The following is a 15453-nucleotide window of genomic DNA, read 5'->3' as shown; positions in this document are numbered from 1 at the left end:
TTAGCTATAACACCGAATGGAAAACAAAGAGGCCGGAACCTGAACAGACGGATGTTCCATCTGGATGACGAGTGACGCCGTCACGACAGGTTCCTGAAATTCTATTCGATTATTACTTTGATAATTACCTTCTTTTATCACTACTACTTGACCAATGTCATCCAATATTTTATAGTTCCTAACACAAAAAAGCATTACATCTTCCGGATGGCCCATCAATACACTTTCCATGGGATGATCGTAATCGGTATCAAAGAACAAATCTATACGACGGATTTCCTGTGGTTCTTCCCAGCTTAGCTTTACCTGGGGAGCCGGATCTTTAAAATCGGCAACCCATGCGTTTGGCAAAGTTGTCGGCCGATATACACCCGACTTTATAGCCTCTTTAGCAAACACCTGCAACGGAGGGTCGATCTGCATAGCCACATTCTGTCCGTGAGGCCGTCGTTGGGGACACCAAAACTCAAACTCGTCCATGCCTATATCTGCTGGAGGAGTCTGCTTTCCGAAGTTGGATACTGCTTTATTAACCGAATTGAATGCAGAGAGTATCCCTGTAACACGCTGATTTGATCTGTATAACCCTAAATCAGTATTCTTATGGAAAATGATAAAAACGTAACAACGGTCGGATACTGTCGCCGTAAACGATATTTTGATTTTTCTCCTACCTCTTTGTATATCAATGGTCTTAGTCTCCAGAGTAATGTCTGGCGTATAGTTACCTACCTTACTGCTGACCCGCAACTCCATTTTCAACACGGTATCTTTCAAGGCATCGACCTCAATAGTTATCGTGGGCACATCTCCTCCCTCTAACGGTACCATTTGTGCCACGGCGATATCTATTGGTAAAGCGAAATCAGCTTCTAAACTGCCTAGTGTCAAACTACTTGAAACGGTAAGCTTTGCTTCCTGTACCAGATCGGTATCATCGCGCACAACCAAACCTGGAATATGCTGCCCGCTCTTCAGCAGCTCTTGTTGCAGAGCGGGCAAAAAACCTTCGGAAAGTATATCGCGCGGTGTTAGATAGTCTTCTACTTTCTTTCCTTTTTCCTTCGCAATATACGCTGCCATGCCGATAGCTTGGCCGATATGGGCCGCTGTGGCCATGACACGAGTGGACGCAAAAGCCACATGTGTAGCACTAATAAGCCGGCCACCAAGGAATAGATTTTTGATATTCTTGCTGTAAAGGCAACGATACGGGATCTGATACACTCCTTTAGCATGCCATTGATTACAACCGGGCTTCTCACTAAAAACGCCATCGGCCGGATGTAGGTCGATAGACCATCCTCCATATGCCACGGCATCGTCATGTATCCGCTGCTCCACGATGTCTTGCTGATGCAACATGTAGTCTCCCTCAAACCGTCGACTTTCTCGCTTCCCGGGAATTGTTCCTACCCATTCCAACGTGAGGCTTTCAGCATCGGGAAAGTTACCGGAGTTCTTTATATAATCCCAGGCGCCATAAATAACTTTCCATAAATCCCATTTGATCTGCTCGGTATCATGCACGGTATCCATCCGTCCACCATGTTCGAGCCACCAAAGCTGACATCCAAATTCCTTCGCATTGAAACTCCTGAAACGTGGAACTTCTCTAGTAATGTCCATCGCAAACGCTGGCGCGCGGTATTTTACCGGACGCCCGGTATCTTTTGTATAGAAGTACATGCTGTGCCCCAATAACTCTCCGTATTCCTCGCTGGGTGCAAACCTTTCTCCGAACTCTTCTTTCTTTTCCGCTCCCATTCTGAAAGCGGCACCCGAAAGGAAACCGACAATACCGTCCCCCGAAGCATCGCAGAACAAGGGCGCATGAATGATGTATTCGGTTGAATTCTGGCTACAGAACCCTCTCACCGAACTGATAGTATATTCTTCTCTCATCTGAACTTCATACACCGCCGTGTTAAGCAATAGCGTGATATTTGGTTCTGCCATTACCTTATCCAGTAGCACTGAATCGAAGATCAGTGGGTTACCTTCTTTGTTTCTATACGTATTTTCGACCAGTATCTCGTCGATGACGCCCCCCTCTCTGCTCCATCTGTTATTATTGCCTAAATGGGACGTGGCACCCAATATCCACAGACGCACCTCACTAGACGAGTTCCCTCCAAGCACAGGTCTATCCTGCACCAATGCGACCTTTACTCCCATACGCGCTGCCGTTATAGCGGTACATACACCTGACAGCCCCCCGCCAATAATGGCAAGTTCAGTATGGTATTCTGAGACCTTCAATGCCCGGCTTGCTTCGTATTCTTTCTTTATCATTATTTAATCTTTTACTTTCTCTCCTTTTCTCCCGAACCGAACGATACGACTACGCCATCTTTCGCCGAGCTATCGCAACTAATTCTCCAATTTTACATCCCAGCAATACAATCTGACTATTTCTAAGACAGTGGCACAGACAAACCCAGAGCATACAAATCAAATTGATCTGGTTTGGTGTGGTCTATAATCAATGCAATTATACTTAACATTTTTTTAAAACCAAATTATTTCTCAATAATAATAGCAGAAATCTAGTCTGGTCTGATATGTTTACTTGCTTTCAATAAAAGAAACTTATAGATTTGTGATTCACTGATCAACGATAGAGTGCTGTTTTAATGCTAAAAAAATGAACCGTTTAAAATACATGCAATTGGTCGACTTTATAATGACCCTCGCTGAAGAGAACAAACTTGAAATAAACGATAGACTTCCTTCTCTCAATCAGCTCACAGACCGACTTAAAATAAGTAAAGAAACAGCACTGAAAGGCTTAAATTATTTGCTAGAAAAAGGGATTATTGAATCTGAATACCGCAAAGGCTACTATTTAAAACGTCTAAAACAACATCTCCCTTATCGAGTGTGCCTCGTTTTGGATAAGATGAACATTCTTCGTGATCGTGTATATCAATCTTTCATTGAAACGATAAAAGAACATGCGGAAGTTGATGTGTATTTTCATCATCACAATTTTAAGGTGTTTGAAAAACTTATCGAAGAGAATCTTGGAAGTTATACGCATTTTGTCGTGGTGACCTATTTTAAGGAAAATCCCAATCATATTTTAAATAAAATCCCGGCAAGCAAGCGCGTGATTATCGACCATTTAGAAAAAGGACTAGAAGGGGAGTATACCTCTATCTATCAAGACCACGAGCAGGATATTATCAACTCATTGACTGAGTTATTACCGCAGCTAGAAAAGTACAAACGGTTGGTCTTGGTAGCTCCTTTGGAAGCCTTTCATGCAGGCGATCTGATAGATGGCTTTAAGTCGTTTGCTAATGAACACGGAAAAAAACAAAAGATTGTTCATCTTGTGCAGGAGAAGGAAATGGAAAAAGGGGACGTATATATCACGTTTAGCCGATATGACCAAGATGATGTCGATATAGTAAAAAACGTTCGTAAAAAGAGTTGGAAGCTGGGACAGGAAGTAGGTCTAATATCCTACAACGATACAGCTGTTAAAGAAATAATTGAAGATGGTATTACCGTAATCAGTACTGATTTCAGCAAAATGGGCGCGGAGGCTGCAAAAGCGATTATGAATAAAAATGCAGTTTTTTTACGATGTCCTACCAAAGTGATTCTGAGAAATTCATTATGATCATTTCGTTTGCTCTATATCTTGATTCAGTAAATCAGAAAACACATGTCCAAGACAAAGAATATTGTGGTACGTAATGTTGTAGGCACGAAATTTAAACTTTTAGCAGATGAATTATAGAAGAAAGCGGGCCAACCGCTAGGCATAAAAAAAATATTATATGGATTTTAAAACTGCGCTTAATATCTTTGAGAATTGCTTTATTACTTTACAGCATAAAATATATCCATTTAGCTCATGATAACGTACAATACGGCGGCTTTGCTCTTTCCTGCTATCAGTTTAATTATGCTAGCATACACAAATCGATTTTTGGCCTTGGCAGCTTTGGTTAGAAGCCTGCATGCTAAATATCTTGAACACAATAAAGGTGGGGTACTAAAAGGTCAGATTGGGAATCTTCGTTATCGACTTAATCTACTACGGCATATGCAGGGCATGGGGGTCTTAAGTTTTATAGCTTGTATCACATGTATGTACGGCATATACCTAGATAACACATTGATTGCAGAAATTTCTTTTGCATCAAGCTTATTGTTTTTTACGGTGTCTTTAGTCATTTCCTTTATTGAAATTCAGCTGAGCAACAAAGCGTTGGAACTTGAGCTGAGTGATATGGATGATCATCGCAAGAAATCGACCAATAAAAATGAAGAGTAAATACCCGCGCTAAAATCATGACCAGCGTTTCAACTTAAAGCCATAATAGGCATAGAATATGAGATACATATAGCAAGGTACCAACACCCAGTACGCTTCTTTTAGCCCATGTGTATCGGCCAAATAACCATATATCAAAGGCATTATCGCGTTTCCACACAAGCCCATGATCAATAACGAAGCGCCGATTTTGATAAAACGCCCGAGATTGTCTAAAGCTAAAGGCCATACGCCTGCCCAGATCATGGAATTAGCAAAGCCCAACAACACGATAAACCAAACCGAAATATCTGTAGAATGTCCCAAAAACGCCACATTACCTTCCACCAATATAATCATTACGCTTAACAGTAGACCAGAAATGGTACATATTCTTAATGCAGTTAATTGGCTCATAATTTTAGGAATAAACGCGATCCCCAATAAATAGCCAACAATTGTCGCGGTTAATGTGTATGAGGGAAAAACTTTAGCCTCCAGAAAAGGAACGCCTGTCGCGGCCACATAATTGATGATGCTGTCCACTGCGATTACCTGCGAGCCGACATGAAAGAAAATCGCAATAGCCCCAAATACTAAATGGGGAAAATCAAGAATACTTTTCTTATCCGCATTAGATGTCGCCATCTGCTCATCTTCGGTTTCTGTATCAATCTCAGGCAACGGTGAATAGCGCACTAAGAGGCCGAGCAGTAACAATACCCCTGCCACTACGGCATAAGGCATGATGACACGCGCAATAAGCGCATCCAGTGCCAGCTCCTTCTCAGCTCCCTCCATCAGACTGATCTGTTCAAATAACGCATTATCGGTCGAACGCAAAATAACCGCAGCAAACAATAATGGTGCAATAATACCCGCCAGCTTATTGCAAATCCCCATAATACTAAAGCGTTGTGCCGCACGCTCTTTGTCACCCAAGATCGTGATATATGGATTAGCGGCAGTCTGCAGAATAGACAATCCGACACCTAAGGTAAAAAGACCTGTCAGAAACAACGGATAGGCCCTTGAAAATCCTGCAGGAACAAACAACCCGGCACCTACGGCCATAATCAGAAAGCCAATCATCATCCCTTTTTTAAAGCCTATCTTTTTTAATAGATATCCAGCCGGCAAAGACATGACGAGATAGGCAATATAAAAAGCGAAGGCAACAAGATAAGACTCAAAATGATTAAGTTCGCAAGCGATCTTAAAATAGGGGATTAGAATCGCATTGACCCACGTTACAAAACCAAAAATAAAGAACAATCCCCCGATAATTGCAATGGAAATTATCGTATCTCTTTTACTCAGGGAAGCTACAGTTACTGTCTTATCTTGTGCCATAATTTATCGGTTGTTAATTGTTTGTGTTCGATACCGCAGATCCTCTGCCCAAGTCATTAAATGATTTAAAGCGCGCGTTGTCGTTAAACTCAATCGGCTGGGTAACAATGGGGCTGTCGATCGTGGGCTCCGTACCATCTACCGTATATCGAACGGTAAAACCCGGCAGTTGTGTATTCACATACAACTTTCCGCTCGCTGATTTGATGCCTGGTCTTGGAATACGATAATTGAAGCCTCCGGCATAATAATCCATACGCTTCAGTTCACGATGACCTAAGGTGTGGTAAAAAGTAGCTAAATCCCCTGCATATTGTTCGTTGAAAAGAACTTGATCTGTCTCGGTTTCCCAATTTGGGGCTTGCGCCCAAGCTTTTTCGACCAGGGCAAAAAAACGGGGTAAAATCAGATACTCCATCTGTTCCGGATTTTTAACGGTCTCTGCCCAAAGTAAGCCTTGAATTCCAATGATATTTTTTCGACCTGCTTCGGTTAGCTTTTCCGCATTTTGCAATACTTCGGGGCGTAGCTGGCGCCCTAGCCAATCTCGTTGTTGGTTTTTTAAATAATCAAATGGAATAAAACTAAATGGTTTATCTAGGTCTATAAAACCTCCCCAATAAAACCCGGGCTCGTTAAAGCTTTTGTAATAGGCCATATCAAGATAAAAGTTGCTAACGAAAGAAAGCATTACCTTGTATCCCGAGTTCGCCAATCGATAGGCTAAGTCTTCATTTCCAGATAGATTATTCCATACATTGAGATGAATATTTCGGTCTTTGAACTGTTCATTGGGAATCCACCTTTTTTTTCCATTTCCATCCAAAACCTTGTGCATACCCACTTCTTCCCAACCGAACAAGGTGAGGTTTCGTGCTTTCAAAAGCTTATCTACTTTATCAAAATAGTAATCCCATAACTGATCTGTATGCTCAATTTGCTCATCGGTAGCCTTTAGTTTAGCAAATGCTGGTGATTGCTCCCAAACACCATTGGGTACCTCGTCGCCACCGAAATGAATGATCTCCAATGGGGCGCCTGCTTGTTGGTATAACGCAATAACGTCATCTACTACGACCTCCAGAAAATCGTATACTGAGGGCATAGAAACATCCATGACATTATCATTCCATTTTTGGACAGAACGGTACACAGACTGATCGTCAAAATCTCGTAATAGATACTTTTTGGCTTCATCTTCCTTACCTTCTTTCATTAATCGCTGGTATCTGGCTTCCATCGCTTTAATTGCTGCACGGGCATGGCCCGGCGTTTCAATCTCGGGAATAACGCGAATATGTCGTGCTGTAGCATATTGCAAGATCTCTATAAAGTCTGCTTCGGTGTAATAGCCCGAACCTGAGTTCTTCCCAGCAAATGGTCCTGATCCGTATGATGGTGGGAGACTGGTCTGATCTTCGCCAAAAATATGTCCCCGCTGACTTCCGATCGCTGTAAGCTCCGGAAAACTTGGAATTTCCAGTCGCCAACCTTCGTCATCATTCAAATGAAAATGCAAGGTATTAAGCTTATATAATCCCATCAGGTTCAAAACTTTAAGCACCTGCTCCTTGGATTGGAAATTTCGGGCTACATCCAGCATGAGTGCCCGTTTACCAAAGCGTGGCTCGTCTGCAACGTTGATGGCGGGCAACGAAATGGATTTATTTTGTGAAGAAGCAAAATAGTGGGGATCGATAAGCGTCTTCAACGATTGAATGGCGTAGAAGGCTCCTGCTGCTTGACCTGCAAAAATCCGCACCCCATCATGGTCTATTTCCATACGGTAAGCTTCCTCAGACAGTGCTGCATCGACTTTAAGCTGTATCGTATTTCCAGTTCCGGATCCACTTCCGAACTGAACTCCCATTAACGCAGAAAGATCTTCCTTCAGTAGTTCCACTTCATTCGAAAACACGACATCGGCAACTATTTTTGTGGCATGATTGAGTTCAAAATGACCGACTTTCTCTTCGTAAACCTGTGGCGTCGGAAAGATTTTTTGAGGGATCACCTTGATTTTAGCATGAATCGATTGATTTTGGTCGAATAAGGACGCCGATGTCTCTTCGTTGTCGTTTGCTACCCGATAAAATTTCTTTTCATCTTGAGGAGCACGAATGTCCACTGCTGCCAGAGGCTGAATCCGCTTGTCATCCCAGACGACATAAAATCCCTGAGGGGCATCCGAGCGGTTGACTAACCACGAATGAGAAATCAACTCATAGCTAATTTCCTCGCCTGGTTTTAGTCCTTCAAAGTCTCTGGAGGGGCTAAAATAGAATAAATCTCCATTCACATGATTAATATCAAGCAAATTTTGCTCGTTTTTGGGTGTCGCGATCCGTATAAAGTTAAAATACAACCGCCAACCGGTTTTAGGCAAGGCTATCTCCCCATTATTTTTAAAGGTCAGTACAGACAGGGCCTGCTCTTTACCTGCATAGTTGTTTTCGATGGGTAACCAGCTCACATCGATTCGCAATGTATCTTGTTGTGATGCGCCATTTACTTGCAACGCAAATAATAGCAACGCACAGAGGCTTGAACATATCGCTTTTATCATCATATATATCTTAATGTGTAGTATCTCGGGCCAATCGCTCGTAGAGTATTTTGATTTTACTGTTTCGTAGCTCGTTTTCTTGTGCTATTTCAGCATCATGTAGCAAATACTTGTTTAATTCGGCAAATCGTCGGTCTAGTGTTGTCGTATCTATAGCCTGCAGTTCTGCCAATAGTGCAGGAACATCCCTTTGTTGAAAATCCGGTGAATTTGCCCGCAATTCGATAGACATATAACTCAAGTATTGTAGGCGAATATCGGCCATCAAACGGTAATGTTCAAATTCTTCCACATTCTTACGCGGTTTTAGTTCATGGAAAATTTGTGAAACCAGTTGTGCACTATCCCGAAAAGCGGTGATTTCGAGGGGTTCTTTACTGATTTTTCCCTGATTGATTTCGTAGGGAATAGCGTGCAGAGCTTCCCGGAATCGTGTGGCTTGTTTATCGCCAAAACCATATTGCGCCTTAGCATATGATGTGACAAAATCATTCACATCTAATGCTGAACTATTATTAACGCTCTGAAAATAAGCCGCTATTAAGATATTGAATCCAGAAATGGGATATACACGACGGATTGTATACAGGTCGACAATATCGCGCGTCGATTCCCATACGGGAGAATACAGTCCCGATGTAGACCATGAGGTCATGACCATGCCCTGATAACCAAATTCTCGGGCCAGAGGGATGAAATCCCGTATATTATTAAAATGCTTTTCCCACTGTGTTAAGAAGTAATTATCGGGATGGCTTCGGATGGCCGGTGATCCCCATATTTCGAAACCACTATTCAATAGGTTATCATGCTTGCCAAACATATTGATATCCCAGCCATAATTCCAATCTACAAAAACAGTTTCCTTGGGCAGACCCTCCAACGCGTCTGGGTATTTTAACGCAATATCCGCCCAAAGTACAGGCCGTTTTCCTAAACTCACGACAATATCGCACAACAGTTTAATGTAATCGCCATATAATCGGCCCTTGCCCACGGCTTCAACTTTTTTCTTTGATTCGGCAGAATGTCCTAATAAGTAGGTTTCATCTCCCCCAATATGGATATAATCTGAGGTGTGTGTGCCGATCAGATCTTTGTAAAGACTTGTAAACAGTTCCTTGTTTAATTCTTCACGAAGCGGATTCACCTGGGAATAATCTTTTTGATCTTCCCGTAGATCCTTGTATCGATAATGCCGAAGAATGTACTCCACATGACCGAAGCTCTGCTGTAAAGGAATCACGTCGAGTCCTAGAGAATCACAATACGAAATAAAATCGACGACCTCCTCTCGTGTATAGGCATATCTATTGGGAATCAGCGGATGATCTTTGAATGGATAAGTAGCCTCCCACTCCATGACCAATGTATTCAACCCATTGTCTTTCAGCTTTTTTGCAAAAGCCTTTAATGCGGGTAACTTCATGACCTGGATCCGGAGATCCAAATGAAACCCTTTCACCTTAAAATCTCGATCCACATCTCGCTGGGCAAGAGCGGTCGCTGTAAACAAAAACCAAATTCCAACGAGTAGACTTATATAATTTTTCATAATATTAATTTTAACCCAGATTTCGCATTAGACAAAATGTTGAGTTTACATTACGTCACATCAATAACCTTTTAATGGGCTTGATACCTTACTTCACCCGCAATTATGGTCACTGCAACACGGATATCATCATCAAATAAGACGATATCGGCATCCATTCCGATTGCTAAATAGCCTTTACTATCTAGTCCCATGATGCGGGCTGGAGTCGATGTCATCATCTTGACCGAATCGAAGAGCGACACATGCCCTTCCCGCATCATGGTTCGCACCAAGCGATCAGCAGTAGCGACACTCCCCGCAAAAGCAGACCTATCCAACAACTTGGCTACGCCATCTTCTACAATGACTTTTGTGCCTTCTTGTTTTGCACCAAGTATACTTTCTCCTTCAGGCATGCCCGCAGCACGCATGGCGTCTGTGACCAATGCTATCCTGTTGGCGCCTTTGATTTTGAAAACCAGTCGGAGCAATGGGGATGGAACATGAATGCCGTCAGCGATGATCTCAACATCCATTTCGTCGATCAAATACCCCGCTTCCACGGCGCCGGCATATCGATAGGCATTTCGTCTAGTTATGCCCGACATGGCCGAATAAAAATGTGTGGCCAAGGTATAACCATTATCAAACCCCACTTGTACTTCTTCATATACTGCATCGGTATGCGCTAGAGCTAATACCTTACCCTTGGATTTCACGTACCTACCGAACGCTATGGCTCCGGGTAACTCCGGGGCGGCACTCCACCGTACAATATCATCCGAGTACGCCAATATCTTCTCGTATTCTTCAGGATCTGGGTGACGAATGTATTTAGGATCTTGTGCGCCCTTTTGACTCAGCGCAAAGTATGGGCCTTCGAGATGAACGCCGACAAATTGTGCGCCCTTGGTATTAATTTCTTTAGCTGCTTTGTATGCGTCCAATGTCTGAAACAAGGTCTCTGTGGTACTGGTCAACGTGGTAGGACTCAGGGCTGTTGTACCGTACCTAACATGGGTCTCTGCAACACCCAGAAAGGCTTCAACCGTGCCGTCCATAAAATCGTGTCCACCACCGCCATGAACATGCATATCAATAAAACCAGGAGAAATATACAAGCCTTCGGCATCAATCAGCACAGCATCTTCGTCTATATGCGCCGGTTTACCCACACCTATGTCGTATATCACCCCATCTCTGGCATAGAGATAGGCTTCTGCTAAAATACCTGCAGTACCGATCAGTCTTCCATTATATATCAACAAGTTGCTCATCCTACTAAACCTAGTGAAAATTGGCTACAAAATCAAACCTTCATTACTGCGACTTCGCTATAGGCTTCTTTATCGAAGAAATACTGGCAATTGGGATGTTCGCGCAGGATCGTTGCCGGCCAAGAAGCATCAACAGGGCTAAGCAAGGCATGTCTAACAGCCTCCTTTTTATGCGCACCTATAACGACGCAAAATAATGCTTCGCCACGTAACAAAGTCGGTATCGTTAAAGTTAACGCTGTCGACGGTACCTCATCTAGTGTAGAAAAACACTTGTCATTTACCTGTTGTTGCCGGCATACAACATCCAGATCCACCAATTTGACGGTATCGGGATCATTAAAATCAGCCACCGGCGGATCATTGAATGCGAGATGACCATTTTCTCCGATGCCGAGACATACGATATCAATAGGTCCGTTTTCAATCATCTCCGAAAAACGTCTTATCTCGTTGTGCACGTCTCCTTTAGTCGATATGGTATGTTTTTCCCGAACATTTACTTTAGAAAAAAGGTTCTTTTCCAGATATTGGGAAAACAACTGGGGAGAATTTTCTGCCAGGCCAACATATTCATCCATATTAAAAGCGATGATGTTAGCCCATTGAATATTTTTGGACTGCGAAAGGTATTCCAACATGTAATCTTGCGAGGGAGCTGCCGCAAATATCATTCGAATATGCTGCTTCTCTTTCTGTAATTGTACAATCTGTTCTTCAATAGCCTGTCCTGCCGCATAACCTGCTTGTTGTGCCGACAGAAAAACATGGACATTTTTAAAATATTCTGACATTTTCCTATTTATTTTTTAATAAACTCTACTTTTTCGATGATGATTTCCTGCTCTTTCAGATCTGACGGTGCTGCACCACGAAACAGCCATAAGTTCATGCGTAACCTTTCCTCGTTTTTGGGAGGAATATCGTCTCCCGTATAGGTCCACTCCTGTATCAGATTTTCAGGTTTAGGACTTAAACCATGCCCCTGTAAACTGATGAAGTCGATTCTATCTGGTTGCCAGTCGAAAGCATGTGTCGACTGGGTTCCCAATAGGTTGAGGTCATAACGTACCTTATTGCCGGCCCGATCCGATGGCTGCACCGCAAACTGCGAATCCTTATTGTCTGCTACCGACCATCGGGAAAACTCGATATCAATCTCTTCATGATCATTTTTATACGTGAATAATCCAGCTACTACGTTTTGATCCAGCTTACTAACGTCGCTCGAAATATAAAACACATACTGGCCGTAACCCATACTTCGGCGCAAAATAACCCCTGCGCAATACCAGAATCCACCCTTCTGCACAATTTTTAAGTGCAGACGACCCTGTTCGTCTACCCACACATTTTCGGGGGCGTCTGAAAATAGATTTGGCCCGGGTCCCTGTTTTGCAGTACCTGAGGTACGCACTATCCAATCCATCCCTGAAAAAGACAGTGTCCTATCTGTATTTATCGTATCCTGACCTGTTTCGTTGACAGCACTTTTCGAACACGACATGGTAGCCAGCATGAGGCCCATACACAGCAACGCACGGCCGATCGGATTGAAATCAAACTTTCTTACCATATCAGAAGTGTTTTTAAAATTATTGCACATTAATATTAACCGATATATCGTCAACCAATCCTCCCGATCTATCCCTAGCAGACAGACCAATCGTACTCGCAGCATTGTTTTCTCCATTGTGGATGAAGAGAATATTCTTCAGGTCAATATCCAACTGTGTAAACCGATCTCCTGGTCGCAGGATATTTGCGCCTTTGATCAACCAGCCATTTGACGATATGTCATCTACGGTATAAGCAATATCAGCCGCTGCAGCTCCACTTACCTCCAAGACCTCTTTATCCAGCACAAACACGCCGCCACTGGATACGTTGATACCTGCATTTGCATCCAACGTCAAGGTGCTTACCCCCGATGCTAATATGGCAATCAACATAGGAGGTGCTAACGTCGGGTGTTCTTTCGAAGCAAGATCCGTTGTTTCATCCGAACCCGCTTGCGCATCCAACATAAAGGTAACACGTCCGTGATCGGGCTTTGTGTTGTAAAAGCCGGTAACATCGAAAACAAATGGCTGCCCCGCAACCGCAATAAAACTGGCAATAGGGCTAGTCCCAGCAGGAGGCTTTTGTGCCGTATTGAAATTAATGGCTGTCTCTGTCCAATCCGTGTATCCTGGTACATCATATAAATAGGTAAATACCCCCTTACCAGCTGTAAAAGCTGTCTGGATCTTCAATTGCATATCGGTCACGATACCGTCTTTCTTAAAATCGTCAAAATTAAATAGCAGGTAAACACGACGGTCTACTTCACTGTTGCCGTTAAGATTTTTAAGACGCAATGTTGTGGCAGTTCCAAAATTCGTTCCTGCGGACGGAGGTCCATTGACATACGAATCGTGAAGCGCATAAATGGTATCACGAATGAGGTTAGGATTGGGTGCGGCAGCCTCACCTGTAGGAGCGGAATAATAGACAACCGAATTGACGACATGAATTACTCCATTGGTCGGCTCCAGATTTGACGTCCGGATCTGCCATTGTACATTGGTGCCCTCATTGATCAACCCGATAAAACTGCTGTTGTGCGAAAGGTACATCACCTGACCATTTTCCGTCTCATAAGCGATGGGACGATTGCTTGGCGCCAATGCAGGATCCGTGAAGATAACGCGATCCTTCACCGTGTGGTAACGTAATATATTACGCAATATGGGCAGCGGGATGTCTTCTACTGTGCTGTATTGATTTTCCCGTAGGTAAGTCCTGAATGCCGCGTTGTTAGGAAGAATATAGGTTTTCGCTTCCGATCCATTAAACAAGGATTGAACCTCTGCATACGTGATTGCCTGTTGCAGGAAAGACAGTGAATCGCTCTGCTGGATATAGTCCCAGGCGTTTACGTCTAATTTTCCATCGACATTGGATGGCTGATATTTGAAATCTTCTTGTATCTCACAACTGCTGAATAAGATCAAAATAGCACTGCAAGATAGCAGAAGACGTCTTATTAATTTTATATTTTTCATCTGTATATATTTTGAAACCAACTAAAAGTTATTTATAAAACTCATTTTGATCGATATTTGGATTCCGGTTGATGATGTCTTCGTGAATAGGCCACACAAAATTGCGGGTATCACTGATCTCATTAATTGGCCCCATGACTTCGACCACCTTGCCGGTTCTGACTAAATCAAACCAACGATGACCCTCGTAACACAATTCAACTGCGCGCTCGTGCAACACGGCAGACGCCAAATCGCCATACAAAGCGGTGGATCCAGACAAATCTAGATTATCTAAGCCGGCACGTCTTCTTATTTGGTTCAATAAAGGGAGGGCTAAATCCGGTTCGTTTAGATTGGCATGAGCCTCCGCTTTTAACAAGATGATATCGGCTAGCCGCACCAAAACAATATTATTAGAAGATGGATCCGGGCTTTCGTCATTAAATCCTTCACCAAAAAACTTCCATATTTTACGTGGCGCTGTCTGTGTGACATCGTAAATACGGGTTCTTCGTAGGTCACCATCTTCAAATGTGCTTCTAAATGCTAAACTGGGAAAATAGTAGCTATCAGAGCCCAGAGCATAGATGACGCGCAGTGCATTAGTTTGAATTTCATTGTAACCGACTTCAAAAATACTTTCATTGCTCATCCCATCCGTAAATATTTTGTTCCAGTCTTGCATAGAAACCAAGGAGTAATACGGACTTTCAATAACACGCTCAGCGGCATCGATCGCATCTTGGTATTTTTTGCGCCACATGTAAACTTGCGTCAAGAACGCATCTGCACCTCCTTTTGTTAAGATTACGCGATTACGTGCGCCTGTGTAATTATCTGCACAATAGGTAGATGCATAGAGGAGGTCTTCCTCAATCATATCCAGCACAGCTTCCTGATTGGTTCGGGTGGAAAAAATATCTTGTTGAACGCTTTCGAAAGGTTCCACAATGAGCGGAACGTCACCCCATACACGCACGGCATAAAAGTAAGCGATAGCCCGTAATGCTCTAGCCTGCCCTATTAATTGATTACGCAAGGTACCTTCTTCTGAGTCAAACACCTGCGGAATATATTTGATTGCATAATTAGCCCGGCTTATAACGGTATAGAGATTATCCCAACGGGCAGACTGCATAACCGGCGTGAGGTCGTTTTGAGTCAACGCCAGCGGATCGCCCGCCTGATTGGTTGATACGGCGTCGGCACGGCCTTCACCCCACAAGGCAAAATTTTGGCGAAAAGCCGATTGCATCGAATTATAGATACCATATACACCGGCCTGCGCATCGCTTGCATTCTTGTAAAATCCCTTCGCCGAAAAGCCACTGATCGGCTCCTTATCTAAAAATGAGTCTGCACATGAGCTAACCAGTACGATCAGCGTGAATAGCAGAAATTTTATATTCGTATTTTTCATA

The 15453-nt window shown here is 43.1% G+C and carries 11 protein-coding genes; 2 read left to right on the top strand and 9 right to left on the bottom strand.

All coding sequences use genetic code 11. The annotated features are described in order from the left end of the window. Positions 1-2295: an FAD-dependent oxidoreductase gene (locus FAZ19_RS00855; RefSeq protein ID WP_136818712.1), complete on the bottom strand. Its 2295-nt coding sequence runs from the start codon at positions 2293-2295 to the stop codon at positions 1-3. Between the two features lie 352 nt (positions 2296-2647). Here FAZ19_RS00855 and FAZ19_RS00850 point away from each other — a divergent pair, with 352 nt between their 5' ends. Together FAZ19_RS00850 and FAZ19_RS00845 are read left to right on the top strand one after the other, a co-directional pair. Beyond that, on the top strand, positions 2648-3631 hold the full coding sequence (locus FAZ19_RS00850; RefSeq protein ID WP_136818711.1) for a GntR family transcriptional regulator: 984 nt from the start codon (positions 2648-2650) through the stop codon (positions 3629-3631). Positions 3632-3868: 237 nt separating this feature from the next. Next, the gene (locus FAZ19_RS00845; protein ID WP_136818710.1) at positions 3869-4291 is read left to right on the top strand and encodes a DUF2721 domain-containing protein; all 423 of its coding nucleotides are present in this window, start codon (positions 3869-3871) and stop codon (positions 4289-4291) included. Positions 4292-4306: 15 nt separating this feature from the next. On the opposite strand, the gene FAZ19_RS00840 is transcribed toward FAZ19_RS00845, so the two are convergent. The 8 genes from FAZ19_RS00840 to FAZ19_RS00805 form a co-directional block, all read right to left on the bottom strand. Next, positions 4307-5623, bottom strand: a complete 1317-nt coding sequence (locus FAZ19_RS00840) for a sugar MFS transporter (RefSeq protein ID WP_188876072.1) — start codon at positions 5621-5623, stop codon at positions 4307-4309. Positions 5624-5636: 13 nt separating this feature from the next. Continuing rightward, positions 5637-8192 carry a family 20 glycosylhydrolase gene (locus tag FAZ19_RS00835; protein ID WP_136818708.1) on the bottom strand — a complete coding sequence of 852 codons (2556 nt, stop codon included), beginning with the start codon at positions 8190-8192 and terminating at the stop codon, positions 5637-5639. A gap of 7 nt (positions 8193-8199) precedes the next feature. After that, positions 8200-9744, bottom strand: a complete 1545-nt coding sequence (locus FAZ19_RS00830; RefSeq protein ID WP_136818707.1) for a beta-N-acetylhexosaminidase — start codon at positions 9742-9744, stop codon at positions 8200-8202. Between the two features lie 71 nt (positions 9745-9815). Then, positions 9816-11003, bottom strand: a complete 1188-nt coding sequence (gene nagA / locus FAZ19_RS00825) for an N-acetylglucosamine-6-phosphate deacetylase (RefSeq protein ID WP_136818706.1) — start codon at positions 11001-11003, stop codon at positions 9816-9818. Between the two features lie 32 nt (positions 11004-11035). Beyond that, the gene (locus FAZ19_RS00820; protein ID WP_136818705.1) at positions 11036-11797 is read right to left on the bottom strand and encodes a 6-phosphogluconolactonase; all 762 of its coding nucleotides are present in this window, start codon (positions 11795-11797) and stop codon (positions 11036-11038) included. A gap of 8 nt (positions 11798-11805) precedes the next feature. After that, positions 11806-12579, bottom strand: a complete 774-nt coding sequence (locus FAZ19_RS00815) for a glycoside hydrolase family 16 protein (RefSeq protein WP_229707333.1) — start codon at positions 12577-12579, stop codon at positions 11806-11808. Between the two features lie 19 nt (positions 12580-12598). After that, on the bottom strand, positions 12599-14050 hold the full coding sequence (locus tag FAZ19_RS00810; RefSeq protein WP_136818704.1) for a CBM96 family carbohydrate-binding protein: 1452 nt from the start codon (positions 14048-14050) through the stop codon (positions 12599-12601). A gap of 28 nt (positions 14051-14078) precedes the next feature. Next, entirely contained in the window at positions 14079-15452 is a 1374-nt protein-coding gene (locus FAZ19_RS00805; protein WP_136818703.1) for a RagB/SusD family nutrient uptake outer membrane protein, read from the bottom strand. Between the last annotated feature and the right edge of the window lies 1 nt (position 15453).

This window comes from Sphingobacterium alkalisoli, assembly GCF_005049105.1.
GTDB lineage: Bacteria > Bacteroidota > Bacteroidia > Sphingobacteriales > Sphingobacteriaceae > Sphingobacterium > Sphingobacterium alkalisoli.
This window is presented reverse-complemented; position numbering and strand designations above follow the sequence as displayed.